This window comes from Streptomyces barringtoniae, assembly GCF_020819595.1.
In the GTDB taxonomy this organism is placed as follows: domain Bacteria; phylum Actinomycetota; class Actinomycetes; order Streptomycetales; family Streptomycetaceae; genus Streptomyces; species Streptomyces barringtoniae.
The window spans coordinates 129,996-156,448 of record NZ_JAJHNP010000022.1 but is presented as its reverse complement, the minus strand read 5'-3'; the positions used below and the strand labels follow the sequence as shown (position 1 = coordinate 156,448).

The 26,453-nt window shown below is 72.2% G+C and carries 23 protein-coding genes, 5 tRNA genes and 1 riboswitch; of the genes, 13 read left to right on the top strand and 15 right to left on the bottom strand.

The window, feature by feature from the left end:
- Positions 1-8: 8 nt before the first annotated feature.
- Entirely contained in the window at positions 9-2,084 is a 2,076-nt protein-coding gene (locus LMU33_RS32720) for an asparagine synthase-related protein (RefSeq protein WP_228624396.1), read from the bottom strand.
- Between the two features lie 668 nt (positions 2,085-2,752).
- On the opposite strand from LMU33_RS32720, the gene LMU33_RS32715 reads away from it, so the two are divergent.
- The 4 genes from LMU33_RS32715 (at position 2,753) to LMU33_RS32700 (ending at position 7,773) form a co-directional block, all read left to right on the top strand.
- Positions 2,753-4,177 (top strand): NsdA family TPR-like regulatory protein, encoded by a 1,425-nt coding sequence (locus tag LMU33_RS32715; RefSeq protein ID WP_228624395.1) that lies wholly within the window; start codon positions 2,753-2,755, stop codon positions 4,175-4,177.
- 61 nt (positions 4,178-4,238) lie between these two features.
- Complete coding sequence (lhgD, locus tag LMU33_RS32710) at positions 4,239-5,456, top strand: L-2-hydroxyglutarate dehydrogenase (RefSeq protein WP_228624394.1); 1,218 nt, start codon at positions 4,239-4,241, stop codon at positions 5,454-5,456.
- Between the two features lie 124 nt (positions 5,457-5,580).
- Positions 5,581-6,405 (top strand): tRNA (guanosine(46)-N7)-methyltransferase TrmB, encoded by an 825-nt coding sequence (gene trmB, locus LMU33_RS32705; RefSeq protein ID WP_228624393.1) that lies wholly within the window; start codon positions 5,581-5,583, stop codon positions 6,403-6,405.
- A gap of 42 nt (positions 6,406-6,447) precedes the next feature.
- Positions 6,448-7,773 (top strand): PrsW family intramembrane metalloprotease, encoded by a 1,326-nt coding sequence (locus LMU33_RS32700; RefSeq protein WP_228624392.1) that lies wholly within the window; start codon positions 6,448-6,450, stop codon positions 7,771-7,773.
- Positions 7,774-7,879: 106 nt separating this feature from the next.
- Here LMU33_RS32700 and LMU33_RS32695 read toward each other — a convergent pair whose 3' ends face one another.
- Together LMU33_RS32695 and LMU33_RS32690 are read right to left on the bottom strand one after the other, a co-directional pair.
- Complete coding sequence (locus tag LMU33_RS32695) at positions 7,880-8,824, bottom strand: aldo/keto reductase (RefSeq protein ID WP_228624391.1); 945 nt, start codon at positions 8,822-8,824, stop codon at positions 7,880-7,882.
- Positions 8,825-8,894: 70 nt separating this feature from the next.
- Entirely contained in the window at positions 8,895-9,920 is a 1,026-nt protein-coding gene (locus LMU33_RS32690) for a M23 family metallopeptidase (protein WP_228624390.1), read from the bottom strand.
- Positions 9,921-9,929: 9 nt separating this feature from the next.
- Positions 9,930-10,074: riboswitch (cyclic di-AMP (ydaO/yuaA leader) on the bottom strand.
- Positions 10,075-10,360: 286 nt separating this feature from the next.
- Between LMU33_RS32690 and LMU33_RS32685 the strand changes: the two genes are divergently transcribed.
- A tRNA-Met gene (locus tag LMU33_RS32685) sits at positions 10,361-10,434 on the top strand.
- 79 nt (positions 10,435-10,513) lie between these two features.
- Here the strand turns inward: LMU33_RS32685 and LMU33_RS32680 are convergent.
- Positions 10,514-11,647: a dihydrofolate reductase family protein gene (locus tag LMU33_RS32680; protein ID WP_228624389.1), complete on the bottom strand. Its 1,134-nt coding sequence runs from the start codon at positions 11,645-11,647 to the stop codon at positions 10,514-10,516.
- A gap of 62 nt (positions 11,648-11,709) precedes the next feature.
- Here LMU33_RS32680 and LMU33_RS32675 point away from each other — a divergent pair, with 62 nt between their 5' ends.
- Together LMU33_RS32675 and LMU33_RS32670 are read left to right on the top strand one after the other, a co-directional pair.
- Entirely contained in the window at positions 11,710-12,219 is a 510-nt protein-coding gene (locus tag LMU33_RS32675; protein WP_228624388.1) for a MarR family winged helix-turn-helix transcriptional regulator, read from the top strand.
- Positions 12,220-12,312: 93 nt separating this feature from the next.
- Entirely contained in the window at positions 12,313-12,945 is a 633-nt protein-coding gene (locus tag LMU33_RS32670) for a GTP cyclohydrolase II (RefSeq protein ID WP_228624387.1), read from the top strand.
- Between the two features lie 130 nt (positions 12,946-13,075).
- Here LMU33_RS32670 and LMU33_RS32665 read toward each other — a convergent pair whose 3' ends face one another.
- The 5 genes from LMU33_RS32665 to LMU33_RS32645 all read right to left on the bottom strand — a co-directional run bounded on the left by LMU33_RS32665 (position 13,076) and on the right by LMU33_RS32645 (position 16,002).
- A complete protein-coding gene (locus tag LMU33_RS32665) occupies positions 13,076-13,519 on the bottom strand; it encodes a hypothetical protein (protein ID WP_228624386.1) in 444 nt (147 codons plus the stop codon).
- A gap of 26 nt (positions 13,520-13,545) precedes the next feature.
- Positions 13,546-14,211 carry a TetR/AcrR family transcriptional regulator gene (locus LMU33_RS32660; protein WP_228624385.1) on the bottom strand — a complete coding sequence of 222 codons (666 nt, stop codon included), beginning with the start codon at positions 14,209-14,211 and terminating at the stop codon, positions 13,546-13,548.
- A 72-nt stretch (positions 14,212-14,283) separates the two neighbouring features.
- Positions 14,284-14,706 carry an arsenate reductase ArsC gene (locus LMU33_RS32655; RefSeq protein ID WP_228624384.1) on the bottom strand — a complete coding sequence of 141 codons (423 nt, stop codon included), beginning with the start codon at positions 14,704-14,706 and terminating at the stop codon, positions 14,284-14,286.
- Between the two features lie 82 nt (positions 14,707-14,788).
- Positions 14,789-15,532 carry an aquaporin gene (locus LMU33_RS32650; RefSeq protein ID WP_228624383.1) on the bottom strand — a complete coding sequence of 248 codons (744 nt, stop codon included), beginning with the start codon at positions 15,530-15,532 and terminating at the stop codon, positions 14,789-14,791.
- Complete coding sequence (locus tag LMU33_RS32645) at positions 15,529-16,002, bottom strand: ArsR/SmtB family transcription factor (RefSeq protein ID WP_228624382.1); 474 nt, start codon at positions 16,000-16,002, stop codon at positions 15,529-15,531. Before LMU33_RS32645 ends, LMU33_RS32650 begins: the two co-directional genes overlap by 4 nt.
- Positions 16,003-16,077: 75 nt before the next feature.
- Between LMU33_RS32645 and arsM the strand changes: the two genes are divergently transcribed.
- The gene (gene arsM, locus LMU33_RS32640) at positions 16,078-16,830 is read left to right on the top strand and encodes an arsenite methyltransferase (protein WP_228624381.1); all 753 of its coding nucleotides are present in this window, start codon (positions 16,078-16,080) and stop codon (positions 16,828-16,830) included.
- Positions 16,831-17,004: 174 nt separating this feature from the next.
- Here the strand turns inward: arsM and LMU33_RS32635 are convergent, their stop codons facing one another.
- From LMU33_RS32635 to LMU33_RS32605, 6 genes are all read right to left on the bottom strand, one after another.
- Positions 17,005-18,285 (bottom strand): glycosyltransferase 87 family protein, encoded by a 1,281-nt coding sequence (locus tag LMU33_RS32635; protein ID WP_228624380.1) that lies wholly within the window; start codon positions 18,283-18,285, stop codon positions 17,005-17,007.
- 605 nt (positions 18,286-18,890) lie between these two features.
- Positions 18,891-18,963, bottom strand: a tRNA-Lys gene (locus LMU33_RS32625).
- Between the two features lie 99 nt (positions 18,964-19,062).
- Positions 19,063-20,598, bottom strand: coding sequence for an amino acid permease (locus tag LMU33_RS32620; RefSeq protein WP_228624379.1), 1,536 nt, complete (start codon positions 20,596-20,598; stop codon positions 19,063-19,065).
- 130 nt (positions 20,599-20,728) lie between these two features.
- Positions 20,729-22,933 carry a DEAD/DEAH box helicase gene (locus LMU33_RS32615; protein WP_228624378.1) on the bottom strand — a complete coding sequence of 735 codons (2,205 nt, stop codon included), beginning with the start codon at positions 22,931-22,933 and terminating at the stop codon, positions 20,729-20,731.
- Positions 22,934-23,165: 232 nt separating this feature from the next.
- Complete coding sequence (locus LMU33_RS32610) at positions 23,166-23,699, bottom strand: hypothetical protein (protein ID WP_228624377.1); 534 nt, start codon at positions 23,697-23,699, stop codon at positions 23,166-23,168.
- Between the two features lie 109 nt (positions 23,700-23,808).
- Complete coding sequence (locus tag LMU33_RS32605) at positions 23,809-24,159, bottom strand: metallopeptidase family protein (protein WP_228624376.1); 351 nt, start codon at positions 24,157-24,159, stop codon at positions 23,809-23,811.
- A gap of 137 nt (positions 24,160-24,296) precedes the next feature.
- Here LMU33_RS32605 and LMU33_RS32600 point away from each other — a divergent pair, with 137 nt between their 5' ends.
- The 5 genes from LMU33_RS32600 (at position 24,297) to LMU33_RS32580 (ending at position 26,453) form a co-directional block, all read left to right on the top strand.
- Positions 24,297-25,838: a metallophosphoesterase family protein gene (locus tag LMU33_RS32600; RefSeq protein ID WP_372478091.1), complete on the top strand. Its 1,542-nt coding sequence runs from the start codon at positions 24,297-24,299 to the stop codon at positions 25,836-25,838.
- A gap of 80 nt (positions 25,839-25,918) precedes the next feature.
- Positions 25,919-25,991: transfer RNA gene (locus LMU33_RS32595), tRNA-Glu, on the top strand.
- A gap of 36 nt (positions 25,992-26,027) precedes the next feature.
- Positions 26,028-26,102: transfer RNA gene (locus LMU33_RS32590), tRNA-Asp, on the top strand.
- A gap of 24 nt (positions 26,103-26,126) precedes the next feature.
- Positions 26,127-26,200: transfer RNA gene (locus tag LMU33_RS32585), tRNA-Phe, on the top strand.
- Positions 26,201-26,252: 52 nt separating this feature from the next.
- The gene (locus LMU33_RS32580) at positions 26,253-26,453 is read left to right on the top strand and encodes a DivIVA domain-containing protein (RefSeq protein ID WP_228624374.1); all 201 of its coding nucleotides are present in this window, start codon (positions 26,253-26,255) and stop codon (positions 26,451-26,453) included.

The following is a 26,453-nucleotide window of genomic DNA, read 5'->3' as shown; positions in this document are numbered from 1 at the left end:
CTTAGCCATCAAGCTCCGGAGGCCAAGGCTCCCCTTCTCGGCTGGATCCCGGACGGCACCGCACGCGCGCGTGCCGGGGTCCCCGTCCAGCACGTTCCCCGGCGGGAGAGCAGGCGGTGGAGCCAGAGTTCGAGGGAGACGAGGTCGGCGAGGCCGTCGAGGGGGAGGGGGTCGCCGGTGGCGGCCCCGCGCAGGGCCTCGCGGATGACGCGGGCCTCCACCAGGCCGGCGTCGGCCAGCAGCGGGGTGGCGAACAGGTCCTGGAGGGGGGCTGCCGCCACGCGCAGGCCCGCGCGTGCGGCCGCCGCCGAGGAGGCGTGGGAGGGGGCGCCCCAGCCGGGCGGGAGGTCGGTGACGCCGGCGCCCTCCAGGACCGTACGGAGGATCGAGGAGCGAGCGCCGGGTTGGACGCGCAGGGCCTCCGGGAGGGCGCGGCAGGCGCGGACGACCTGGTTGTCGAGGAACGGCGTGTGCAGGCGCTGGGAGCGGATCTCGGCGGCCTGTTCCAGGACGCGCAGGTCGGCGGCGTGGCGGGCGAGGGCGGCACGCGCGCGGTACTCGCCGGGACGCTGGACGCCGGTTGCCGAACGGTCCGCCTCCGCCTGCAGCAGAACCGATACTTCGGCCAGCGCCTCCCCCGTCAGCCAGCGGGCCGCCGGCCCGGGTCTGGCCCAGGTCAGCGCGGCGAGGGACGCACCGACCGCTCCCCCGGGCTCGTCGAAGTGGCGCCGCATCAGCCGCTCGGCCAGGACCTCCAGGCCCGTCCGGTAGGGCGTGCGGGCGAGCCGGCGGGCGGCGCCGTACACGCGCGCGGGGACCATCACCGAGCCGTCGGCCTTGGCGAGCGCGGCGACCGGGCGCACCAGATGGCGCCGTTTGCGGTCCATCAGGAGGTCGGCGAGGCGGGCGGGGTGGGCGTCCAGGACCTGGCGGGCGCCGTGGCCGGTGAAGTGGTCGGCGCTGCCGGCGGCGAGGCGGGCGCGGTGCCGGACGGCGGTCACCAGCGAGGGTCCGGGTTCGTCGGTGAGGGGGCCGTCGAGGTCGGCGTACGGCAGGGTCTCCTCGGCGCCGGTCACGACGACGTGGTGCAGGCGCGGGTTGGCGGCGAGGGCGCCGGCGCGCTCCAGTTCGGCCTCGCGGCCGCCCACGGCAAGGTCGTTGAAGGTGACGGCAAGGAGCCGTTCGCCCGCGCCCGTGCCATGGCCGAGGAGCGTGCCGGGTCTGCCGGGAAGCCCGGCGGCCAGCAGCGCGAGGGTGCCGGAGGCGGGGCCGCCGGAGAGGTCGGCGCCGATGCCGGGCACGGGCATCCCGCGCCGGGCCCGCCGCTCGGCGGGGCCCATGCCGGGCACCGGGCCGGGGTCGAGGTCGGGCACGTGCCGGGGCGCCGACAGCCGGGTGCGGACCGCCTCCACCAGGGCGTCCCGTACGGCGTCCACGGCGCGGTCGGGGTCGGCCGGGGACGCGGCCACGGCGAGGGAGGCGACCGGCTCGTACCCGGCGATCTCGCGCACACCGGCGCGCAGCACGAGCGCGTGCCCCGGCGGAACGCGCCGTACGCCCTCGTACGGGGTGGTGTCGCGCAGCGCGGCCGGTACGTCCGGGGCGGCGAGCAGTGCGGCCAGGTGGCCGAAGTCGAGGTTGGCCTCGATGAGGTCGGCGAGGGGCAGCGCGGCCGTGGCGTAGGCGGTGCCGCCGGCCCAGGGGGTGTGGAACACCGGGCGGGCGCCCGCGAGATCGCCGCAGACGGTGATGCGGCGGCCGACCTTGACGACGGCCGTGTAGCTGCCCGGCCAGGCGGTCAGATGGCGCAGTGCGCCCCCGCGCGCGGTGAACAGGCCGCGCCGCAGCTCCTCGTCGGAGGCGCCGCAGATACCGAGGACGGCGATGCGGTTGTCCGCGTCGGCCTTCACCACGCGCAGTTCGTCGGGGCGCCAGTCGCCCACGGCCCACAGGGGGTCCGGGTCGCCCCACAGGAGTTGGGAGCCGACCGGGTGCAGGGTCTCGCCGTCGTAACCGGTGGCGCCCGCGGTACCGATCCCGGCGACGCCCGCGGCGGTGCTGCTCCAACCCACCAACCACCGCATCGACGCCTCCACAGGCTGTGGACAACAGTGCACCGTATGAACCGGACCCCCATGCTGCCATGAGAGGCGCGTTGTGGAAGTGCGGCGGCACCGGCTTCGATCGAGGGAAATGCCCAGCGGGCATGGGACGGGGGCGACTCGAATGCGCCCCCTGTACGCTCCCTCAAATCGCCGTTCGCGCCCTCAAGTTGCATGGTCGGAGCACCTGTCGACCCACGCAGGCAGGGATGATTTTCAGCCAAATATGCTGAACGAACCGTGACTTGAGCACGCTCCGTACAGGCCTGCGGAGCGCGCGGCGGCGCGAACATGCGCACAGTCCGGGAGGCGGGCATCGCCTCCCGGACCGGTCCGCCACCCGCGGGGATGAAGGTGGCGGTGTCCCCCAGCCCACTGGATCCAGTACAGCGGGCCGACCCACGCAAGAGCCATGGAACCGCTCCCCCGATGGCCGGAGAAGAGCGCACGGACGGGCGCACGGCCACACGCGCGGGGGCACGAGGCGACAGGTCGTGCACGGTGCGTACAGGACCGCACTTCCGTACGGACCACAATCCCGCCATCCGGAACAATGCCCCTTAACGCTTGGGATGCGGCGAACTACGCTGGGTTTACGAATGCCGCATGGTTATGCCAGCGCGGCAGCCGTCTGTGTCGAGGGGTGGCGCATGTCCAGGGAGCAACGCGGGCCGAACGAAAAGCTCGGCGCCGTTCTCGCCCTCGCGGGAATCAGCAACGCAGGACTCGCCAGGCGCGTCAACGACCTTGGGGCGCAACGCGGGTTGACTCTTCGCTACGACAAGACCTCGGTGGCGCGCTGGGTGTCGAAGGGGATGGTGCCGCAGGGCGCGGCTCCGCACCTCATCGCGGCCGCCATCGGCCAGAAGCTCGGCCGCCCGGTGCCGCTCCACGAGATCGGCCTGGCGGACGCGGATCCCGCGCCCGAAGTGGGCCTCGCCTTCCCCAGAGACGTCGGACAGGCGGTGAAGTCGGCGACGGAGCTGTACCGTCTCGACCTCGCCGGGCGCCGGGCCGGCTCCGGCGGCATCTGGCAGTCGCTCGCCGGATCGTTCGCAGTGAGCGCATACGCAACGCCTGCCTCGCGCTGGCTGATAACCCCCGCCGACAGCTCGGTCGCGCGGGAGGCCGGCTCCACCGAGGGCTCCGGCGCACCGATCAAAGTCGGCCACAGCGATGTGCGTAAGCTGCGGGAGGCCGCCGAGGACGCGCGGCGCTGGGACTCCAAGTACGGGGGCGGGGACTGGCGTTCGTCGATGGTGCCGGAGTGCCTGCGGGTGGAGGCGGCGCCGCTGCTGCTCGGCGCCTACTCCGACGAAGTGGGCCGCGCGCTCTTCGGGGCGTCCGCCGAACTCACCCGGCTCGCCGGATGGATGGCCTTCGACACCGGCCAGCAGGAGGCGGCACAGCGGTACTACATCCAGGCGCTGCGGCTCGCGCGCGCGGCGGCGGACGTCCCGCTGGGGGGCTATGTGCTGGCCTCCATGTCGTTGCAGGCGACGTACCGCGGCTTCGGCGACGAGGGGGTCGATCTGGCGCAGGCCGCGCTGGAGCGGAACCGCGGGCTGGCGACCGCGCGCACGATGAGTTTCTTCCGGCTGGTGGAGGCGCGGGCACACGCGCGTGCGGGGGACGCGCAGGCGGCGGGTGCGGCGCTGAAGGCGGCCGAGGGATGGCTGGAGCGGTCCCGGGAGGGGGACAACGATCCTTCTTGGCTTGGATTCTATGGATATGACCGTTTTGCTGCAGATGCTGCCGAATGCTACCGGGACCTGAAGGCTCCCCGGCAGGTGCGGAGGTTCACGGAACAGGCCTTGTCGAAGCCGACCGAGGAGTTCGTGCGGTCGCACGGCCTGCGGCTGGTCGTCTCGGCCGTCGCCGAGCTGGAGTCCGGGAACCTCGACGCCGCCTGCGAGCAGGGGGTGCGGGCAGTGGAGGTGGCCGGTCGGATCTCGTCGGCGCGCACGACCGAGTACGTGAAGGACCTTCTGCACCGGCTGGAGCCGTACGGGGACGAGCCGAGGGTGATGGAGCTGCGGGAGCGGGCGCGCCCGCTGTTGATGACTTCGGCCTGAGAACCGTCACACCCGCGTTTGAAGGCGTTGTCAGTGGCGCAGTGCACTATCGAGGTGGGAGGTGGTGCAGGTGCCGGTCGGGGCGTACGACTGTGACGTGCTCGTGGTCGGTGGGGGGATCGTCGGGCTGTCCACCGCGTATGCGATCACGCGGGCCGCGCCGGGCACGGCGGTCACCGTGCTGGAGAAGGAGCCGGGACCGGCCCGGCACCAGACGGGACGCAACAGCGGGGTCATCCACAGCGGGATCTACTACCGGCCGGGCTCCCTCAAGGCGCGGTACGCGGTGCGGGGCGCCGCCGAGATGGTCAAGTTCTGCGCCGAGTACGGCATCGCGCACGCCGTCACCGGAAAGCTGATCGTCGCCACCGAGCGGGAGGAGCTGCCCCGGCTGCACGCACTCGTGCAACGGGGGCGGGAGAACGGGATTCCGGTGCGGGAGCTGGGCGCCGCGCAGATCGGTGAGTACGAGCCCGAGGTGAGGGGGCTGGCCGCCATACACGTCGGGACCACCGGCGTGTGCGACTTCGTCGGCGTCGCCCGGCAGCTGGCGCGGGCCTCCGGGGCCGAGATCCGGTACGGCACCCGGGTCGTACGGATCGACCGGCGGCCGGAGCGGGGTGTGGCCGTGCTCACCTCGGGCGGAGACGTCGTACGCGCGCGCGTGCTGGTGAACTGCGCCGGGCTGTACTGCGACGAGATCGCGCGGCTGACCGGGGACGAGCCCCCGGTGCGGATCGTGCCGTTCCGCGGGGAGTACTACGAGCTGGCGCGGCCGGAGCTGGTGCGCGGCCTGGTGTATCCGGTGCCGGACCCGGCCTTTCCGTTCCTCGGCGTCCATCTGACCCGGGGCATCGACGGCGGTGTGCACATCGGCCCCAACGCGGTGCCGGCCCTGGCCCGGGAGGGGTACGGCTGGCGGGTCGTACGGCCCCGGGAGCTGGCCGGGACCGTGGCCTGGCCGGGGTCGTGGGCGATCGCCCGGCGGCACTGGAGATACGGCGCGGGGGAGCTGCACCGCTCGCTGTCGAAGGGGGCGTTCCTGGAGGCGGTGCGCAGATTGCTGCCCGGGGTGGAGGCGGACGACCTGGTGCGGGCTCCTGCCGGAGTGCGGGCGCAGGCGGTGTTGCGGGACGGGACGCTGGTGGACGACTTCCTGATCAAGGAGAGGGCTCGTACCGTGCACGTGCTGAACGCGCCCTCGCCTGCGGCCACCGCTTCCTTGCCGATCGGGCGGGAAGTCGGGCGGCGGGTGCTGGACATGCTCGGTTCGCTGTAGCGCCGTACCCGGGGGATCCGTCCCCTGAAACCCCCGCTTGTGAAACCCCCGCTTGCCCGCCCGACCGCCCGTCCCGGTCGGCCGGGAGGGCACCCTGATGGAGCACCGTAAAATCGGAAGCACTGTGTCTGACTTCCTCAACGCCCCCGAAGCCCCCTCGCCGGCCCCCCACGCCCCCGGCGCGTCCGTCCGGCATACCCGGGCGAAGGGGGAGCCGCGGTTTCCGGACGGTCCCAAGGCCGATCCCGCCGGATCGCACTTCGAGCGGCGGATCCGGAGTTTCCAGCCGCGGCGCAGCCGGGTGACCGCCGGGCAGGCGGACGCGCTGCAGCGGCTGTGGCCCAAGTGGGGGCTGGACATCGACGGGCAGCAGGTCATCGACCTCCCCGAGCTGTTCGGGAACGACCGGCCCGTCGTCCTGGAGATCGGGTTCGGGATGGGCGAGGCCACCGCGCAGATGGCCGCCACCGACCCGGACACCAACATCCTCGCCGTCGACGTGCACACCCCGGGGCAGGGCAATCTGCTGGGTCTCGCCGACCGCAACGGGCTGTCCAACGTCCGCGTCGGCAACGGGGACGCGATCATCCTGCTCCGGGAGATGCTCACTTCCGACTCGCTCGACGGGCTGCGCGTGTACTTCCCGGACCCCTGGCCCAAGAAGCGGCACCACAAGCGGCGGCTCATCCAGCCCGAGTTCCTGACGCTCGCCGCGACCCGGCTGAAGCCCGGCGCGCTCGTGCACTGCGCGACCGACTGGGAGCCGTACGCCGAGCAGATGCTCGAGGTGCTCACCGCGCACCCAGACTTCGAGAACACGCAGGCGGACGGCGGCTTCGCAGCGCGCCCCGAGTACCGGCCGCTGACCCGTTTCGAGGGGCAGGGACTGGACAAGGGACACGTGGTGAACGATCTGCTCTTCCGTCGCGTACCGCACCAGGACCGATAATCCGCTCCAGCCCCTCGTCCCGTCACCGTTAGGGTCGATGCCGTGGCCACCAGTCCTCCGTTTCCGACGTATCCGCCGGGCCCCCACGGCCCCGTGCCGCTCCGCCACCCGCACTGGTGGCAGCACAGGTGGGTGCGGTACGGGGCACTGATCACACTGCTCGCGCTGTCCGGACTCGTCATCCTCGCGCTGGTGCGCCGACAGACCGGTACCGAGGGGTTTCTCGTCGGGATCGGTCTCGCCGTGCTGCCCGTGCCGTGGCTCATAGCCGCCTTCCGGTGGCTGGACCGCGTGGAACCCGGCCCCTGGCGGAACCTGGTCTTCGCCTTCGCCTGGGGGGCCTGCGCGGCGGCGCTGATAGCCATCGTCGCCAACAGCTTCGCGACGAAGTGGATAGCCACCGCGACGGCCGATCCGGCCAGTGCCAACACCCTCGGCGCCACCGTGATCGCGCCCATCGTGGAGGAGTCCGCCAAGGCCGCCGCCGTCCTGCTGGTCTTCCTCTTCCGCAGACGTCACTTCACCGGGATCGTCGACGGGGTGGTGATAGCGGGCATCACCGCCACCGGGTTCGCGTTCACCGAGAACATCCTCTACCTGGGTACGGCCTTCGGAGCCGACCAGGTCAGCGGCGGCAGCGGTATCGCCTCGGTCACCGCCGCCACCTTCTTCGTGCGCATCGTGATGTCCCCGTTCGCGCACCCCCTGTTCACCACCATGACCGGCCTCGGCTTCGGCATCGCCGCGCTCTCCGCCGAGCGGCAGCGCGCCCGGCGGATGCTGCTGCCGGTGTGCGGTCTGCTGCTCGCGATGAGCATGCACGCCTTCTGGAACGGCTCCTCCACCTTCGGCGAGTTCGGGTTCTTCGCCGTCTACGGCGGATTCATGATGCCCGTGTTCGGGCTGCTGACCTGGCTCGCGATCTGGACGCGGCAGCGGGAGCTGCGGACCGTGCGGGAGGAGCTGCCGGCGTATGTGCTGGCCGGGTGGCTGGGGCCGGCCGAGCCGTTCGCGCTCGGGTCGATGCGGGCCCGGCGGACGGCCCGTGACTACGCCCGGCACCACGGTGGCAAGCCGGTGGCACGGGAGGTGGCGCGCTACGAGTCGTACGCCACCTCACTCGCGTTTCTGCGGCGCCGGGGGCGGCAGGGCAAGGCCGGGGCCGACTTCGTCGTACGGGAGCGGGAGCTGCTGGACGAGCTGTGGAAGCGGCGGAATGCGGCGCGGCCGGCGTTGGAGTATGCGATGCGGGTGGCTCCGCCGGTTCGGCAGATGTACGCGGCACCGGTGCCGATGCCTACGGCGTATCTGCCGGGCTACGGCCATCCGGCGGCGCCCTACTCCTCCTACAACCCGTATCAGTCGTAACCCATCGGGTTGCGGGGGATTCGGCACCGCCGGAATCCGCCGTCGTGACTGAGCACCGTCGTGACTGAACACCGTTGCGGCGCAAGCACCAAGCCGGCAGGAAGGATCAGGCGGACGCTGCCGTCAGGCTCGCCAGTTCCTCCTCCGTCAGCTTCAGCTCCGCCACGTCCAGGAGGGCCGGGAGCTGGTCCGTCGTGCGGGCCGAGGCGATCGGGGCCGTGATCGTCGGCTGGGCCGCGAGCCAGGCGAGGGCGATCGTGGCGACGGGGGCGTCATGGGCGGCGGCGATCTCGTCCAGGGCCGCGAGGACCTTCTGGCCGCGCTCGGTCTCCGCGTACTCCTGGGCCCGGCCCGCACGGGCGCTGTCGACCTTGGTGCCGGGGCGGTACTTGCCGGTCAGGAAGCCCGCGGCCAGGGAGAAGTACGGCACGGCGGACAGGCCCTCCTTGGCGGCCAGGTCCTGCAGCGGGCCCTCGTAGGTGTCGCGGGAGACGAGGTTGTAGTGGGGCTGGAGGGCCACATAGCGGGCCAGGCCCTCGCGGTCGGAGAAGTCGAGCGAGGCCTTCAGCCGCTCGGGGCTGATGTTGGAGGCGGCGATGTGGCGGACCTTGCCCGCCCTCACCAGCTCGTCCAGCGCGCCGACGATCTCCTCGACCGGGATCTCGGGCTTGTCGAAGTGGGTGTAGTAGAGGTCGATGTAGTCGGTGTCCAGGCGGCGCAGGGAGGCGTCGGCGGCGGCCTTGATGTTGGCGGCGGACAGGCCCTGGAACTCCGGGTGCTGGCTGACCTTGGTGGCGATGACGACGCGGTCGCGGTTGCCGCGGGCCCTGACCCACTTGCCGATGATCGTCTCGGACTCGCCGCCCTTGTGGCCCTCGATCCACGCCGAGTAGGAGTCGGCGGTGTCGATGAAGTTGCCGCCGGCCGCCGTGTAGCCGTCGAGGACGGCGAAGGAGGTGTCCTCGTCGGCGGTCCAGCCGAAGACGTTGCCACCGAGGCAGAGCGGGAAGACCTGGAGGTCGGAGGAACCGAGTGTGCGCAAAGAGGTCATGCTCTATGCCAACGCCGACGGTGGATGATCGCATTCCACCGTCGGCGTCAAGATCGCCCGAAAGGACGCGTCAGGGGGTGAGACCCTTCTCCCGCAGCCACGGCGCCGGGTCGATGGCGGTGGCCTGGCCGTTCGGGTGGACCTCCAGGTGCAGGTGCGGGCCGGTGACGTTGCCGGTGGCGCCGACGCGTCCGATGACCTGGCCGGTGGAGACCTTCTGCCCGACGGAGACGTTGATCGAGGACTGGTGGCAGAACCACAGCTCGGTGCCGTCGTCCAGGGTGATGACGGTGCGGTAGCCGTAGGCGCCCGCCCAGCCGGCCTGGGTGACCGTGCCGCTGTGGACGGCCTTGATGAGGGTGCCGGTGGGGGCGGCGAAGTCGAGGCCGGTGTGGTAGCCGGAGGACCACATCGCGCCGGGCTGCCCGAAGGTACCGGTGATCGTGTACGAGACGACCGGCAGCGTGTACTCCTTGGCCAGCTCGGCCAGCCGCTTGGCCTCGGCGGCCTTCTTGGCGTCGGCCTCCGCCTTCTCCTTGGCGTCGGCGGCCTTGGCGGCGGCGGCCTGCTCCGCCTTGGCGGCCGCGGCGGCGGTCTGCTTGTCGGCCGCGGCGATCGCGGCGGCGGTGGCCCTGCTGTCGGCCTTGCTCTGCTGCTGCTCGGCCTGGGCCATGATCCGGTTGCGCAGGGCCTCGCCGGCGTTGCCGCTGCCGGCGCTGTCGGTGGTCACGCCGACCTTGCTGAGGCCGGTGGCAGTGGCCTGGGGCGCGTCGGAGGAGTCGCCGAAGATGTGCTCGACGGAGTCCAGGTCCGGCAGGGATATGGAGACCGGCGGCTTGCCGGTGTTGGCGCTGGCCATGCCGCCCGCGCCGACCGCGGCCATCACGCCGACGCCGAGGACGGTGGAGCTGCGGGCGAAGCCGCCGCGCTGCTTGGCGACGCGGTGCCGGCCACGGACCGGGGTGACGGAGTCCTCGGTGGGGTTCCACTCCTCCCAGGGCCCCTCCTCGGCGCGGTAGGCGCCGTAGCCGAAGGTCTCCGGCTGGGCTTGCGCGGGCACGAACGGGGCTTCTGGGGCGGGCCGGTTGGACGCCACTCGGGCGTACTCCTTTCCTTCCTCCGCCTACCGGGTTAGCTGACGGGTTCGGAGCAGGAAGGTCTCCTACGCGCGTATACCAGCCGGTATCCGCGTGATTCACCCCAAGGTGGTGGTTCCCCGGCTCCCTTGCGGGATTAGGCGCGTGCGCACGGAGCCGCCTCTTGTGACGGCTGGGACGACCGCGCTGCGTTATCGAACGTTAATAGACCTGCGAGTCACTTTCCAAGCCGTTCGGCTTGATCATTAACCTTTTCCGAGCGGGACTTACCGGCCGGGAGTGCGGCAAAGCCGGGCGAGTTGACCGCCGCTCAGGAGTCTGGGCGTTTTTGATGGTGACTCAGGCGTTATTCGGAGGGCGGTCGTCCGGTCACCCTGGGTGAAGACGATCAGGTGGCGTAGGACGGCCCACAAGGTGGTGTACAGTAGAGACACAACGACGCGGGGTGGAGCAGCTCGGTAGCTCGCTGGGCTCATAACCCAGAGGTCGCAGGTTCAAATCCTGTCCCCGCTACTGAAGACTCAGGGCCGGAATCCAATGGATTCCGGCCCTGAGTGTTTTCAGCCCCCGTACGGGGCGGGCCGGGGCGGCCTCATCCCAGCAGATGTCCGTTCGGCGCCTTGGCGGGTCCCTCCAGCTCGGGCAGGACCACCACCTCCGCGCCGGCCTTCGCCAGGACTCCGCTCCCGTCGGCCGCATCCACGAACGTGTCGGGCTCCCGCCAGGCCGTGACCACCCTGCGCACCCCCGCCCGAAGGATCAGCTCGGCGCAGGGCGCAGGCCGGGAGGCCCGCCGGGCGCAGGGCTCCAGGCTGCTGTACACCGTGGCGCCGGCCAACCGCTCATCCGCCGGGTCGAGCTTCGCGAGGGCGGCCTCCTCCGCATGGACCACAGGGTCGTCCCCCTCGCGCGAGTGACCTCGCGCGAGCTCCGTACCGTCGGCCGCGACCACCACCGCCCCCACGCTGAACGCGGTCCGCGAGGGCGGACACAGCGCGGCCAGTTCGCAGGCGGTGCGCAGCCAGTGACGGTCCGCGGCGGTGGCGACCGCACCCGTGCCGGGGGCCGTGGGCTCGTAGCGCATGAGGACGACGTCCTCGATCCGGCGGGTCTCGGTCAGGCGCAGCCGGCCGGCCTGGTAGCCGCCGGGGCCGAACAGGCGGGGCGCGGCCGGGTCGCCGACGAACAGCGGCGCGAGGACCAGCTGGAGCTCGTCGGCGAGGCCCAGCTGCAGCAGCTGGGTGTGGACCGTGCCGCCGCCCTCGACCATCAGCCGCCGGACCCCGCGCACGTCGTGCAGGTGAGACAGCAGGGCCCGCCAGTCGAGGCCGGGGCCGAGGGCGACGACGTCGGCGGTGTCACTGACGCGGCGCGCGGCCCGCTCGGCGCCCTCGTCGGTCGTGTAGACGAGCTTGTCGCCGCCGGTGTGCCAGAAGTTGGCGTCGGGATCGAGGTCGCCGGTGGCGGTGACGGTCACCTTCAGCGGGTACTCCGGTCGGCCCTTGCGCACCCGCGCCGCGCGGCGCTCGGCGGAGTTGACCAGCAGCCGCGGGTTGTCGGCGCGGATCGTGCCGGCGCCGATCAGGATGGCGTCGACGGAGGCCCGTACCGCGTCGACCCGGTCGAAGTCGGCCGGGCTGGACAGCAGGAGCCGGTCGGGGCCGGTGTCGTCCAGGTAGCCGTCGAGGGAGACGGCGGCGGACAGCAGCACGTACGGGTACGACATCGGCGCGGTCTCCCTGAGAGGCGAGTCTTGGTTCAAGTTTGAAACAAACTTACACTGGCGGCATGACGACCCGCTGGCTCAGCCCCGAGGAGCAGCGCGCCTGGCGCGCGTACATGGCCGCGACGCACCTTCTGGAGGACGCGATCGACCGACAGCTCCAGCAGGACGCCGGCATGCCGCACCTGTTCTACTCCGTGCTGGCCAACCTGTCCGAGGCGCCCGAGCGGCGGCTGCGGATGACGGACCTCGCCGAGTCGCTGAAGATCACGCGCAGCAGGCTGACGTACGCGGTGACCCGGCTCGAGCGGGACGGGCTGGTGCGGCGGGAGGACTGCCGCTGGGACAAGCGCAGCAGCATCGCCGTACTGACGGACGAGGGGATGGCCGCACTGGAGCGTACGGCCCCCGGGCACGTGGAGACCGTGCGCGCCACCCTGTTCGACCGGCTCACACCGGAGCAGGTGCGGCAGCTGGAGGAGATCTGCACGGGGATCGCGCGCGGGCTGCAGGGCGGCGATGCCGAATCCGGGGCGGAGGACGTCCCCTGGCGGCGCCGTTCGTCCTGTTCGTGATTCCTGATTGCTTTAAGTTTTAAGCATGAGGTAGGGTCCCGTGCGTACCGCTGCTTCAAATCTGAAGCACTGCCCGCACCCGGAGGGACCCGCATGCCCGACACCCCCGCCGCCACGCCGCGCTCCCGCGTCCGGGTACCGCTGCGCTTCCACGACGGCTACAGCGTCGACGCCGAACTCGTCACCTTCCACGGCCTGGCCGACGGCCAGGAGCACGTCGCCGTCGTCCTCGGCGCCCCCACACCCGGCACCGTCCCGCTGGTGCGCCTGCACTCCGAGTGCCTGACCGGCGACGTCTTCGGATCGGCCCGCTGCGACTGCGGACCCCAGCTGCGCGAGGCGGTCGAGCGCATCGCCGACCGCGGGGGCGTCCTGCTCTACCTCCGCCAGGAGGGCCGCGGCATCGGCCTCTACAACAAGCTCGACGCCTACGCCCTCCAGGACCAGGGCCTCGACACCTACGAGGCGAACGCCGCGCTCGGCCTGCCGGAGGACGCCCGCGACTACACGGCCGCCGCGCAGATGCTCGCCGCCCTCGGCATCGGGGAGCTGGACCTGCTGTCCAACAACCCCGACAAGGCCGAGCAGTTGCGGGACCTGGACGTGGTCGTACGGGAGCGGGTGCCGACCGGTGTCTTCACCACCGCCCACAACGTCCGCTACCTGCGCGCGAAGGTCCTCCAGACCCGGCACACCCTGCCGCTGGCCGAGCTGAGCGTGGGTTGAGCCCGGTGGTTCGGCCGGACCGCGGCACAGGGAACCCAAGCGCCGGTCACCGCACCTGCCGACGCCCGTCACCGCGGCGGCGTGACCGTGCGCGCCGCGGGCGGGCCGGTGAGCCGGAGGCGTCGTGGGCTCAGTCCCAGCAGTTGAACAGCAGCTCGCCCAGCGTCTGCGGTCGCCAGTAGCGGACCGCCTTCAGCTCGGCCTCCGTCAGCGCGCTCAGATCGACCCGCTCGACGGGCGCGTCCGGCTCCGCGGGCTCCAGCAGCCGGAACCCCGCGTCGGCGAGCGGTCCGGCCCAGGGCGGTGGCGCGGTGAACTCCCTTACCGGCGAGCCGGGTTCGAGCGCGGCTCCGCTGAAGGCGACGACGGGCAGACGGCGGTGGGCCAGGACGACCGTGCCCGCGATGTCGACCGCGTCGAAGGAGGCGCACAGGCCCGCGTCCAGAACCCGAACCCCGCCGTGGGCCGCCCCGGACCCGGCCCTCGCCCCGGCCAGCCGCGCCGCCGTGTGGCAAGCGCGGCGGAAGGCCTTGAGGTCGGTCTGCGGCAGGGGCTCCGCGGTGGCTTCGCGCAAACCGGTGGCTCCGCGCTCCGCGTGGATCACCGCGCCTCCCGGAGGAACCCCTCCACCACCCGGCGTACCTTCCCGGCGGCGCTGTCGTCGCCGAGCCGCATGGCGAGGTTGGCCGCGGTGCACACGGCGTCGATCTGGAACGCGGCCAGATCGGCGTCCAGCGAGGGGACGGCATCGGCGCCGGCGGCCTGCCGGAGCTGGTCGGCGAGCAGTTTCAGCCAGGCCTCGCGGTGGGCGACCAGGGCGTCGCGCACGGCGCCGGGACGGCTGTCGTAGGCGGGGAGGTTGGCGGACCAGAAGCAGCCGCCGGCGAACAGGGGCGTCTGCGCGTAGGCGATCCAGTGCTCGGTCAGCTCCCGGAGCCGGGCCGGGCCCGCCGGGGCGGACCGCGCGGGCCGTACGACCGTCCGCTCGAACTCCCGGCGCGCGCATTCGGCGGCCGCCAGCTGCAGGTTCTCCTTGGTGCGGAACAGCGTCTGGACACCGCTCTTGCTCAGCCCGAGGTCAGCGGCCAGGCGGCCGATGCTGAGCCCTTCGAGCCCTTCCAGCGAGGCGATGTCGACGGCGTGCCGGGCGACGCGCTGCCGGGCGCGCGCACCGCGCACCAGCCGCAGATCGGTCACCTCCGACCCCTCCGCGCCCAGGACTCCCCCGCCCCCGCCGTGCACCGCAGCCTGCCGTTCGCTTTCCATCCCGGCCATCGTGCCACAACACGCGGGACAAATACGTACGATCGACCGTACGTCGTGTTCCCCCCGGGGGGGTCAGGAAGCCCCTGGGATTCCGAGGTCGGCGAGCAGGGCCCGTACCCGTCCCTCGACGGCGTCCCGGATCGGGCGGACCGCCTCGACCCCCTGCCCGGCGGGGTCGTCCAGTTGCCAGTCCAGGTAGCGCTTGCCGGGGAAGACCGGGCAGGCGTCGCCGCAGCCCATCGTGATGACCACGTCCGAGGACCGCACCGCCTCGGTGGTGAGGACCTTCGGTGTCTCGGCGGAGATGTCGATGCCGACCTCCGCCATGGCCTCGACGACGGCGGGGTTGACCGCGTCGGCGGGCGCGGAACCGGCCGAACGGACCTCGACCCGGTCGCCGCCGAGGCGGGTGAGGAAGGCGGCGCCCATCTGGGAGCGGCCGGCGTTGTGGACGCAGACGAAGAGGACGGAGGGGCGCGGGGCGGCGGAGCTCATGGGTGTCCTTGCAGGTGTCTGGGCAGGTGTCTGGGTGTCTTGGCAGGTGCCCTCGCGGCTGTCCCTGCGGGCGGAAGGGCGGTCAGGAGGCGGCGGGTTCGGGCTCGGCGTGCGGTACCGCGCCGCCGTCGTCCGCCGGGCGCGCGTGACGCCCGTATCCGTATACGACCGCCACGGCGGCCGACCCGAGTACGGCGCCCAGCAGTTGCGCCCCCACGAACGGGGCGACCGAGGCGGGGGCGATTCCGGCGAAGGTGTCGGTGACGGCACGGCCGATGGTGACGGCGGGGTTCGCGAAGGAGGTGGAGGAGGTGAACCAGTAGGCGGCGCCGATGTAGGAGGCCACGGCCGCCGGGGCCAGAAAGGCGCGGCCGGTGCGCTCCAGGCCGAGGACGAGCAGGATGAGCCCGCCCGTGGCGACCACCTCGCCCAGCCAGAGGTGGCCGGCGGACCGGTCGTGGGTGGAGAACCTCACCAGCGGCTCGGCGAACATCGCGTCGGCCAGCACCGCGCCGCCGATCGCCCCGGCGATCTGCGCGGGCACGTACGCGGCGACCTCCCGCAGGCCCGGCCCGGAACCGGTGCGGCGGCCGGTGAACCAGGTGGCGAGGGTGACGGCGGGGTTGAAGTGCGCGCCGGAGACCGGCCCGAGCAGGGTGATCAGCACCCCCAGTCCGAAGACGGTGGCCAGGGAGTTGGCCAGCAACTGCACGCCGACGTCGTGCGACAGCTCGGTCGCCTGGATGCCGGAGCCCACGACGACGGCCACCAGCAGCCCGGTCCCCAACGCCTCTGCGGCGACACGGCGGCCGAGGGACGCGGTCATGCGCTGACTCCGGCGGCGTGCGGCGCGTCCTTCGCCTCGGCTCGCGGCGCGTCCTTCGCCTCGGCTCGCGGCGCGTCCTTCGGCACGGCTCGCGGCACGGCTCGCGCCTCGGCTCGCGGCGTCGCCAGGAACGCGGCCAGTTCGTCCAGGGCGCCGGGCAGCACCCAGTAGTACACCCAGGTCCCACGGCGCTCGCAGTCGATCAGCCCGGCCTGGCGCAGGAGCTTGAGGTGGTGGGAGATCGTCGGCTGGGACAGCTCGAAGGCCGGCGTCAGCTCGCACACGCAGACCTCGCCGCCCTCGCCGGAGGCGATCATCGACAGCAGCCGCAGCCGGACCGGGTCCCCGAGGGCCTTGAACGCCTTTGCCAGCGCCGCCGCCCGCTCGTCCTCCAGCGGTGCGGACGCGAGTCCGGCGCAGCAGCCGCCGGCCGCGTCCCGGCCCAGCGCCACAGCTACTTGTTTCGACATCCTTCTATGTTGACATCCTTCGATACACGGGCGCAAGCTTGCATCAACGGATATCGATACAGGCAGGTGCAGCCAATGAGCGAACAGTCCATCGATCTGCGTGAAGCCGTCCGCCTGCGGTACGCGGCGGCAGCCGTGAAGGTCACCGAGGGCGGCACCGCCTGCTGTGGCCCGCAGCCGGTCGAGGCCGACGAGAACTTCGGTGCCGCCCTCTACGCCGCCGACGAGCGCGCCGCTCTGCCCGCCGAGGCCGTCGCCGCCTCCCTCGGCTGCGGCAACCCCACCGCGGTCGCCGAACTCCGCGAGGGCGAGCGCGTGTTGGACCTCGGCTCCGGCGGCGGTGCCGACGTCCTGCTCTCCGCCCGCCGCGTGGGGCCGGCGGGGAAGGCGTACGGCCTGGACATGACCGAGGAGATGCTCTCCCTCGCCCTGGCCAACGCGGCGCGGGCGGGTGTGACGAACGTGGAGTTCCTCAAGGGCACCATCGAGGCGATCCCGCTGCCCGCGGACACGATCGACGTGGTCATCTCCAACTGCGTCATCAACCTGTCCGTCGACAAGCCCGCCGTGTTCGCCGAGGCCTTCCGCGTCCTGCGGCCCGGCGGCCGTTTCGGCGTCACGGACGTCGTCGCCGACGACACCCTCAGTCCCGAACAGCGTGCGCGGCGCGGTGACTTCGTCGGCTGCATCGCGGGCGCGCTGTCCTTCACCGAATACCGGGAGGGCCTTCAGGCCGCGGGCTTCACCGCCGTGGACATCACCCCGACGCACGCGGTCGCGGACGGCATGCACTCGGCGATCGTCCGCGCCACCAAGCCGGAGGCGTGAGCCGGCTCACCGCGGCGTCATCGCCACGTCCCGGCGAGTTCTTCGAGCAAGCCACGGAGCGCCTGGCGCAGGACGCCGAGGGGTTCCAAGTGGACGTGGGGGTGCCGGGTCGGGGGCTGCGGCGGGATGGCCGGCGGTAGCCACGGCAGCGGCGCGCATCGCGAAAGGCACGCCTCACCTTCCTCGGCCGACTCCCGTACCTGCTGCCCGAGTTCGGCGCCCGGCGCCCTCGCCGGCCGGCCCCGCCGACAGTGCGGCGGCGAAGCGGGGCCAGGCCAGCAGGACGATCGGGTAGATGGCGTAGCCGATGCGGGTCGCCGGGGACAGCACGATCGCCAGGATCAGACCGAGTGCCAGTCGGTCGGCACCGGCCACGGCGCTCGACGGCGGGCGGACGACGAGCGAGAGGCCCACACCCGCGGCGCTCAGCGCGATGAGTGCCATCGTGACCGCGTCGCCGTGCGGGACCAGCACGGCGATCAAGTGCCCCAGCAAGGGGCTCTGCGCGGACGACGCCGTGGGACCGAGCCCCAACGGGTAGAGGACGACGTTGCGGTAGAAGGCACCGCTGTCCGCCAGGGCCACGGGCAGGACGGCGAGCAGGGCGATGCCCACGGCTCCCACCGCGCACCTGACCGCGGCACGGCGCCCGCCGCGCACCGCCAGCACGGCGACGAGCACCGGGACGGCCGGCCAGGCGGTCCACTTCAGCGCGGCCGCCGCGCCCAGGGCCAGCCCGGCCCACCCGGCATCGCCCCGCTGCGTGAAGGCCAGGGCCAGGCACATCAACCCGATGACCGGCGGGTCCACGCCACCGATGGTGAGCGGCAGCGCGACGACGGGACAGGCGAACAGCCACAACACGCCCGTCGTGCCGGTGACCCCGCGCGGGGTGCTGAACCGGCCGGCGTCCGCGTCCCGGCCGTTGGCCAGCACCCGTATCGCGCCCGCTACGGCCGCCAGGAAACCGACGAGGAACCACAACCGGGCGCTGGTGAACGGGGCGTCGCCGAACAGCATGTGCGGTATGCCGAAGAGCGTCATGCCGGGGAGGTAGGGATTGAAGTCCCGCACCGCGTGCGGTGCGGGGTGGTACGGGTTTCCGGTGGTGAACAGCAGGTCGGCCGCCCGTTCCACGACGCCGACCTCCATCTGCTCCTTGCTGATCACCGTGAGGTACAGCAGGGGCACGGCGACCGCGCCGACGACCGCGACCACGGCGGGGGCCGGCGCCCACGCTGCGGACGACCTCGCCGCGACCAGTGCGGCACAGCCGTAACCCAGCGCGGCGGCCAGGCCCCATGCCTCCTGCGAGGTGTCGGCGGGCGACAACAGGCCCACCACGAGTGCGGACACGGCGCAGACCACCAGCACGGGCCAGTCCCACCGTCGCTCGACGCGCGCCGGCTCAGCGGTGGCGGCGCCCGACTCCTGTGCGCGTACGGCGGTCGACATCAGGCACCGGACTTTCGCCGGATGCGGACCCCGAGGTCGGCCGCGCGGTGCCGCCGCTGGCCCGTACCGGGTCCGGGGAGGCCGAGTGGAGGGGGGCTGGTGATCATGGCACTACCTTTGGAGTTGTTGTGCTCACGTCATACCCGAAGACGCCCGTCGCCGGTGGGTGCGAGTGATCCTCACCTGATGGACGCCCGCGGCCTCTGACGCGGCGAGGCGGTCGGCCTGGAAGACAGCGAAACCCGTCCCCGGGTTCCGTCCGGCTCGCCGCCCATGAACTTCACCTCAGGGAAGGCCGGGCTGGGGCCGTCGAGCAGGTGCCCCTGCCGCCGGTGCCGCAGGTGCAGGTCGAAGAAGACGAGCGGGTACGCCTGCTGGATCCGCACCGCCCGGGCGGGATCGAGGGTGCCGATCCGGCCCCGGAGGTCCGCGTCGCGCCCTGGAGATCATGCTGCTGCGCGGGAGCCGGCAAGCGCCATGGGCCGGAACCTGCTTCTGGGGTAGACAAACACCCCCCCCCGAAACAGAGACAGCGCCCGAGCCGGCCGAAGCCGACGCGGACGCTGCCTAGCAGGTCAGAGGGGGTGAACCCTCGCCCGCAGCCGTAGGCCCTGTGGGACTCGAACCCACAACCAATGGATTAAAAGTCCACTGCTCTGCCAATTGAGCTAAGGGCCCAGGCGATGTTGCCTGTCCGAGCATAGCCGGACGAGGCCGTGTCTCCGATCGGGTATCGGTGACCCGGCCGCGTCGCGGGGGGACCAAGGCTTCGGATGGTCACTTTTCGACCGGGTTGGGGGCCGGGGCGGCCCGCTCCCCGCTGAGGAACCAGTGCCGGGCCGAGGCCAGCCACCAGGTCGCGGCGAAGCCGAGGACGACCAGGACGGCGACGGGGGCGTAGTTGAAGGTCTTCGAGGTGACCGGGGAGACCTGCGGGAGCATGAAGAGGATGGTGATCGCGACCACCCACAGCACCGAGACCACGCCGATCACGCCCGACCAGCGGCCCAGGTGCCAGGGCCCGCGTTCGAAGGCGGCGCCCCTGCGGATGCGCAGGAAGGTCGGGATGACGTACGCGATGTAGAGGCCGATGACGGCGATCGAGGTCACCGCCGCGTACGCCGTCGAGTTGATCAGGTAGGGCAGGCCGAGGGCCAGGGCGGCCAGCGCGGCCAGCCAGACCGCCGCCACGGGGGTGCGGGTGCGCGGGCTGACCGTGTGCCAGACGCGGGAGAAGGGCAGCGCGCCGTCGCGCGAAAAGGCGTAGATCATGCGGCTGTTGGCGGTCACCGAGGCCATGCCGCAGAAGAGCTGGGCGCCGATCACCACCAGCAGCAACAGCTTGCCCGTCGTCGCTCCCAGCGCGTCCAGGAGGATCTGGGCGGGGGGCGCGCCCGTCGGGGACGTCAGTTCCCTGTCGTACGACTGGATCGCGAACGTGAAGCCGAGCAGCAGCACGAAGCCCGCGATCCAGGACGTCCAGATCGAGCGGACGATGCCCTTCGGGCCCGCCGTGGCCGCGTCATGGGTCTCCTCGGTCATGTGGGCGGAGGCGTCGTAGCCGGTGAAGGTGTACTGGGCCATCAGGAGGCCGAGCAGGACGACGTACGTGCCGCTGCCCCAGCCCGTCTCGTTGACGAACTTCGTGAACACGAACGTCGCCGACTGGTGGTGTTCGGGGACGAAGGCGAGCGCGCCGACGATCACCGCCACGCCCAGTACGTGCCACCACACGCTCACGTCGTTCAGGAGCGCGACGATCCGTACGCCGAAGGTGTTCAGCAGGCCGTGGAGGATCAGGATCGCCGCGAAGAGCAGGACCGTGCGGCCAGGGGTCACCTCGAAGTCGAACTGCAGGTTGAGGTACGCGCCGAGGAAGGAGGCCGCGCCGAAGTCGATGCCCGCCGTCACCGCGACCTGGCCCAGCACGTTGAACCAGCCGGTGAACCAGGCCCAGGCCGCCGCCGAACGCGGTGGCGCCAGGCGGTGGGCCCAGAAGTACAGCCCCGCCGAGGTCGGGTACGCCGAGCAGATCTCGGCCATCGACAGGCCGACGAACAGGGTCATCAGGCCCACTGCCACCCAGCCCCAGGTGATCACCGCGGGGCCGCCGGTGGTCATGCCGAAGAGGTAGAGGGTCAGGCAGCCGGACAGGACCGAGATGATCGTGAAGGAGACGGCGTAGTTCGAGAACGCCGACATCCGGCGGGCGAGGACCTGGGTGTAACCGAGCTGGGCCAGCCGTTCCTCGTCCGACAGGCCGTACGGGCCGGACGTTTCCTGCTGCCCGCTCACTCTCGCGTCATCTGTCATGCCCCCAGCAATTCCCTCCCCGGGGGCGTGACATGCGTCACCCGGTGGCCAAAAAGGGCCCGTACGACGTGGTCGTACGGGCCCTTCTCAGGTCACTCGGCGTCAGCCGTCACCGTCAGGTGGCGGCTTCTCAGCCGTTGCGCTTCCAGCGCGGCTTGTCCTCGCGGCGGCCGACGGATCCGTTGCCCCGGTGGTCGTCACGGCGCCCGTAGGGGCGCTCGTGGCCGCCGGAGCGGAAGCCCGGGCGGTCGTCGCGGCGGTCGCGGTTGAACGGGCGGTCGCTGCCCCGGTGCCCGCCGCGCTCGTCCCGGCGGAAGCCGCCACGCTCGCCACGGTCCCGGTCGAAGGAACGGCCACCACGGTCGTCACGACGCTCGAAGCCCCGGTCACCACGGTCGCGGTCGAACGGGCGACGGTCCTCACGGCGGTCGTCACGGCGGTCGTCGCGACGCTCGAAGCCACGGCCGGCGCGGTCACCGCGGTCCCGGTCGAAGGAACGGCCACCGCGGTCGTCACGGCGGTCACGGTCGAACGGCCGACGGTCGTCGCGGCGCTCGAAGCCCCGCCCACCACGCTCGCCCCGCTCCTCACGGCGCTCGAAGCCCCGCTCACCACGGTCACGGTCGGACGGACGGCGCTCGTCGCGGCGCTCGAAGCCACGGCCACCACGGTCACCACGGTCGTCACGGCGGTCGTAACCACCGCGGTCGCGGTCGAAGCCCCGCTCGCGGTCGTAGCCGCGCCGCTCCCGGCGCTCGTACGGCGCCGAAGCCGCCGGACGCTCCTCGCGCTCGGTCTCCCGCTCCGCCGGCTCCTCGGCCACGACGGCGAGCTCCTGCGCCGCCGTCGCCTGGGCCTCGGCCACCGCGGCCTCGGGGTCCTCGCCGCGCTCGCGGGCGACTCGGGCGACCAGCCGGTCGGACTCCTCGCGCAGCTCGGTCGCACGGCGTTGGGCGCGCTCCAGCTGCTTGGTGAGCTGGGCGACCTCGCGCTCGGCCTGCTGGGCGGCGTTGGCGGCGGACTCGGCCTGCACCTCGGTCATGGAGCGGGCGCCGGTGATCTCGGCGACCTCCGGATCGAAGGCGGCGCCGCCCTGGATGATGTGGCGGGCCGCGTCGACGCCGGCGTCCTCCATGAGGCGGAAGATCTGGCGCCGCTGGTGCGGGAGGGAGAGCGACACGACCGTGCCGGTACGGCCCGCACGCGCCGTACGGCCGGCGCGGTGCAGGTAGTCCTTGTGGTCGCCGGCCGGGTCCACGTTCAGGACCAGGTCGATGCCGTCGACGTGGATGCCGCGCGCGGCGACGTCGGTGGCGACCAGGACGTTGACGTAACCGTCCTTGAAGTCGGCCAGGGTGCGGGTGCGGGCGCCCTGGGTCATGCCGCCGTGCAGCGCGTCGGCCTTCACACCGGCCTCGCGCAGCTGCTCGGCGACGCGGTCGGCGCCCAGCTGGGTGCGGACGAAGATGATCGTGCGGCCCTTGCGGGAGGCGATCGCGGCGGTCACCGGCGCCTTGTCCTTGGGCTTCACGATGAGGATGTGGTGCGACATGGTCGTCACCGCGCCCTGGGCCGCGTCCACCTCGTGCGAGACGGGGCTGTTCAGGTAGCGGTCCACCAGGGTCTGGATCTCGTTCTCCATCGTGGCGGAGAAGAGCATGCGCTGGCCGCCGGCCGGGACCTGGTCGAGCAGCTCGGTGACCTCGGGCAGGAAGCCCAGGTCGGACATCTGGTCGGCCTCGTCCAGGACGGCGATCTGCACGTCCTCGAGGGAGCAGGCGCCGCGGTTGATGATGTCGCGCAGGCGGCCCGGGGTGGCGACGAGGATGTCGACGCCGCGCTCCAGGGCGTAGATCTGGTTGCCCATGGAGGTGCCGCCGCAGACGACCTTCATCTTCAGGCCGACGACGTCGCCGTACGGCTGGAGGGCGTCGGCGACCTGCATGGCCAGCTCGCGGGTCGGGGTGAGGATGACGGCGCGGGGCCGCTTCTTCTCGGTGCGGCCGCCGGCCAGCTGGGCCAGGGTCGGCAGACCGAAGGAAAGGGTCTTGCCGGAGCCGGTGCGGCCCCGGCCGAGGATGTCCTTGCCGACCAGGGCGTCCGGGATGGTCGCGGCCTGGATCGGGAAGGGGGTCGTCACGCCGTTCTGCGCGAGCTTGCGCACGACGCCCTCGGGCAGGCCGAGGTCGGCAAAGGTGATCTGGGGGGTGGTGTCAGCGGCCTCGGGGGCCTCGGTGACCTCGTCCGTCACGTCGGAGAGCTCCTGGTCGAGCTCGTTGAGCTCGTTCAACTCGTTCTCGGACACGACGAACTGATCAGTACTGGACACGGACATGCGAATGCGAAACCTTCCGGAGTCTCTTCGGCACGCGCCCGTCAACTCCGTGATTCGCTCACGACCGCCTCAATGCGGTCCGCCACGGCAAGGGAGAGTACGCGCCACACGGCGCGCTCTGTGGTGGCGCCGGGCAAATGGGATCAAACGATCTACCACCATACGCACCCACCACCCCTGAACGCAAACCGGCCTCGTTCCCGCAGGTGAGCCGCCTCGCGCGCCCCGGAGATCACGACCCGACGCCCGCCCCGGGCTCCGGTGCCGGTTCGCGCTGGACGAGCTGGGTTCCCGTCGCCTCGTGGGCCGAGGAGGACGGCTCGGCCGACGGGGGCTCGGAGGTCGCCGGCGGCGGGCTGGAGGCGGGCGGCTCGGGCGGCGCGGAGGTGGCCGGCGGTGTCGGCGGGGCATTGGTCGGCGGCGGGCCCCCGGGGTCGACGGTCCTGCCGGGCCCGCCGGGCCTCGCGGGGGCCGTGGGCGAGCTGCCCACGCCGGACGGGGTGGTGGCCGACGGGGAGGCCGACTCCTCTCCCGGCTTCTTCTTGCCGCCGTGCTCGTGCTTGCCGTCGTCGGCCGCGCCGTCGTGCCCGCCGAAACCCCCGGCGCCGTGCACCGGGCCGCCGTCGGGCGCCTCGCCGCCGTGCCGCCCCGCCGAGTGCGAGGGCCGGGCCGGGCCCGCGTCGTCACCCACGTTCACACAGCCGGCGGCAGCGGCGAGGGCCAGCACCGTGACGGTGAGCCGGACGGGTACGGACAAGGGGCGCACGGCGGCCACCTCCGGAGGCAAGGAAAGGAGTCAACCTCCCCAACTCCCGCCGCCCGCAAGAGGACACGCGCCGCGCCCGCACCGGCGCTCACCCACGGCGCCGGGGCCCTCACCCGTAGCCGAGGGTGTGCAGCCGGGCGTCGTCGATGCCGAAGTGATGGGCGATCTCGTGCACCACGGTCACCTCGGTCTCCGCGACGACGTCCTCGCGGGAGTCGCACATCCGCAGCGTCGGCCCGCGGTAGACGGTGATCCGGTCGGGCAGCACGCCCGCGTACCACTCGCCCCGGTCGGTCAGCGGTGTGCCCTCGTACAGTCCGAGCAGCTCGGGGTCGTCGGCGGGCGGTTCGTCCTCCACGAACACCGCCACGTTGTCCATGAGCCGCATCAGTTCCGGCGGGATCCGGTCGAGCGCCTCGGCGACCAGTTCCTCGAACTCCTCGCGCGTCATCTCCAGCACATGGTCATTGTCCGGTACGGGGGCCCGAACGGGAGCGGTGCGGCACCGCATATCCACCCCGGTACTACCGCATATCCACCCCGGTACTTGGGCATACGGCACCAATGGTCCGCGTCCCCGTCGCAGCCCTCCGCACGATGACGAACCGCCTGCGCCCCGCGACGAACCGCAAGCACCCGGCCCGTCGCGGCGCCCGCCCGCTCCCCGCCCTGGAACTCGCCGCCCGCCCCCGCCCCTGGTTCCGCGCCCTCGGTCTGACGGCCGTCGTCCTCGCCGGCGCCTGGCTGGGCCTGCTGATCGTCGGCAACGTACGGGCCCCGGTCGGCCCGATGAACACGACGATGGCGCTGCGCCCGTCGCTCACCGGCGGCACGAAGATCAACGTCTCGCCGCTGGGCGCGCTCACCCTGGACAGCCATGTGGCGCCGGTCCGCCTGGACGTCAACGTGGACCAGCTGGACCCACTCCGCGCCCAGGCCCTGGTGGACCACCCCGAGCGGATCTCCGGCCTCCAGGACGAGGTCGCCAGGGACGTCGAGCACGGCACGCTGGACCTGGCCGTGCGCTCCTGTGTCGCCGTGGTCGCCGGCGCCACGGCCCTCGGCCTCGCCGTCTACCGCAGCCCCCGCCGCGCCCTGGCCGCCGGCGGCCTCGCCCTGACCCTGCTGGCCGCGTCCGGGGCGAGCGCGTACGCCACCTGGAACCCGAAGTCGATCCTCGAGCCGAAGTTCTCCGGGCTGCTCTCCTCGGCACCGGCGGTGGTCGGCAACGCACGCAGCATCGTCACCGACTTCGACGTCTACCAGAAGGAGCTGGCCCGCCTGGTGACGAACGTGACGAAGCTCTACGACGTCACCTCCACGCTCCCGGCCTATCTGCCGGACCCCTCCACCATCCGGGTCCTGCACGTGTCGGACATCCATCTCAACCCGGCGAGCTGGAAGATCATCGCCTCGCTGGTGGAGCAGTACAGGGTGAACGTGATCGTCGACTCCGGCGACACGATGGACCACGGCACGGCGCCGGAGAACGGTTTCCTGGACCCGGTCCGGGACCTGGGCGCGCCGTACGTCTGGGTGCGGGGCAACCACGACTCCCGGACCACCCAGCGCTATCTGGGGCGCATGAAGAACGTGCACGTCCTGGACGACGGCCGGGCGCAGACGGTCGCGGGGCTGCGTTTCGCCGGCATCGGCGACCCGCAGTTCACCCCCGACCGCTCGGTGGTGCCCGGCGGGGACGCGGCCGAGCGGCTGGCGGGGGACCGGCTGGCCAGCGCCCTGCGCGACCAGCGGGCGGCCGGCACCCCGGTCGATGTCGCGATCGCCCACGAGCCGTCCGCGGCCCGCGAGACGGACGGCCAGGTGCCGCTGGTGCTGTGCGGCCATCTGCACCACGAGGGGGACGAGATGCTGCCCTACGGCACCCGGCTGCGCATGGAGGGTTCCACGGGTGGCAGCGGCCTGCGGGCGGTGGAGCGCAAGTACCCCGCGCCCATCGAGGCCTCGATCCTCTACTTCGACCGCGACAGCCACCGCCTCCAGGCCTGGGACGCGATCAAGCTGGGCGGGCTGGGCGAGACGACGGCCGAGGTCAGCCGCCATCTGGCGGACGAGAACCGGCCGAAGAAGACCCCTTCTCCGGGCACCCCGAGCCCCTCTTCCCCCACCTCCCCGTAAACCGTTTTGGCGATCCTCCCCGCCATCCCATATGCTTCTCACGTCCCCGACGCGCTGAGAAGCGCCCAGGCGGGCCGATAGCCCTCATCGTCTAGCGGCCTAGGACGCCGCCCTTTCAAGGCGGTAGCACGGGTTCGAATCCCGTTGGGGGCACGCAATACCGTGTGCGACACTGTTGCACGCACGCTTGGTCCTGTGGAGCAGTTTGGAGTGCTCGCCACCCTGTCAAGGTGGAGGCCGCGGGTTCAAATCCCGTCAGGACCGCTGGTGTTTCACGTGAAACACCATGGCTGGGTAGCTCAGTTGGTACGAGCGTCCGCCTGAAAAGCGGAAGGTCGCCGGTTCGACCCCGGCCCCAGCCACAGCCAGAAGGCCCCGTTCAGTGAACGGGGCCTTCGTCGTAGGGGGGCATGCGTGGCAGACAACTTCCAGGGTTTCCAGGGTTTCGACATCGCCCGGCGTGGTTACGACCGCGCCCAGGTGGACGCCTACCTGGCCGATCTGACCGCGGGTACGGCACCGGAGGCGCCACCCGCTTTCGACATCGCCCGGCGCGGGTACGACCGTACGCAGGTGGATGCGCGGATCGCCGAGCTGCGAGGCGGGAGACGATGA

Excerpts from the sequence above, each read along its gene's own strand:
- LMU33_RS32670 (WP_228624387.1), top strand. The coding sequence starts at position 12,313 with ATGCCCGACACCCCCGCCGCCACGCCGCGCTCCCGCGTCCGGGTACCG.
- LMU33_RS32680 (WP_228624389.1), bottom strand. The coding sequence starts at position 11,647 with ATGTCGTACCCGTACGTGCTGCTGTCCGCCGCCGTCTCCCTCGACGGC.
- LMU33_RS32635 (WP_228624380.1), bottom strand. The coding sequence starts at position 18,285 with ATGTCGACCGCCGTACGCGCACAGGAGTCGGGCGCCGCCACCGCTGAG.
- arsM (WP_228624381.1), top strand. The coding sequence starts at position 16,078 with ATGAGCGAACAGTCCATCGATCTGCGTGAAGCCGTCCGCCTGCGGTAC.
- LMU33_RS32600 (WP_372478091.1), top strand. The coding sequence starts at position 24,297 with ATGACGAACCGCCTGCGCCCCGCGACGAACCGCAAGCACCCGGCCCGT.
- LMU33_RS32655 (WP_228624384.1), bottom strand. The coding sequence starts at position 14,706 with ATGAGCTCCGCCGCCCCGCGCCCCTCCGTCCTCTTCGTCTGCGTCCAC.
- LMU33_RS32615 (WP_228624378.1), bottom strand. The coding sequence starts at position 22,933 with ATGTCCGTGTCCAGTACTGATCAGTTCGTCGTGTCCGAGAACGAGTTG.
- LMU33_RS32650 (WP_228624383.1), bottom strand. The coding sequence starts at position 15,532 with ATGACCGCGTCCCTCGGCCGCCGTGTCGCCGCAGAGGCGTTGGGGACC.
- LMU33_RS32675 (WP_228624388.1), top strand. The coding sequence starts at position 11,710 with ATGACGACCCGCTGGCTCAGCCCCGAGGAGCAGCGCGCCTGGCGCGCG.
- LMU33_RS32695 (WP_228624391.1), bottom strand. The coding sequence starts at position 8,824 with ATGACCTCTTTGCGCACACTCGGTTCCTCCGACCTCCAGGTCTTCCCG.
- LMU33_RS32645 (WP_228624382.1), bottom strand. The coding sequence starts at position 16,002 with ATGTCGAAACAAGTAGCTGTGGCGCTGGGCCGGGACGCGGCCGGCGGC.
- LMU33_RS32720 (WP_228624396.1), bottom strand. The coding sequence starts at position 2,084 with ATGCGGTGGTTGGTGGGTTGGAGCAGCACCGCCGCGGGCGTCGCCGGG.
- LMU33_RS32660 (WP_228624385.1), bottom strand. The coding sequence starts at position 14,211 with ATGGAAAGCGAACGGCAGGCTGCGGTGCACGGCGGGGGCGGGGGAGTC.
- LMU33_RS32715 (WP_228624395.1), top strand. The coding sequence starts at position 2,753 with ATGTCCAGGGAGCAACGCGGGCCGAACGAAAAGCTCGGCGCCGTTCTC.
- LMU33_RS32620 (WP_228624379.1), bottom strand. The coding sequence starts at position 20,598 with ATGACAGATGACGCGAGAGTGAGCGGGCAGCAGGAAACGTCCGGCCCG.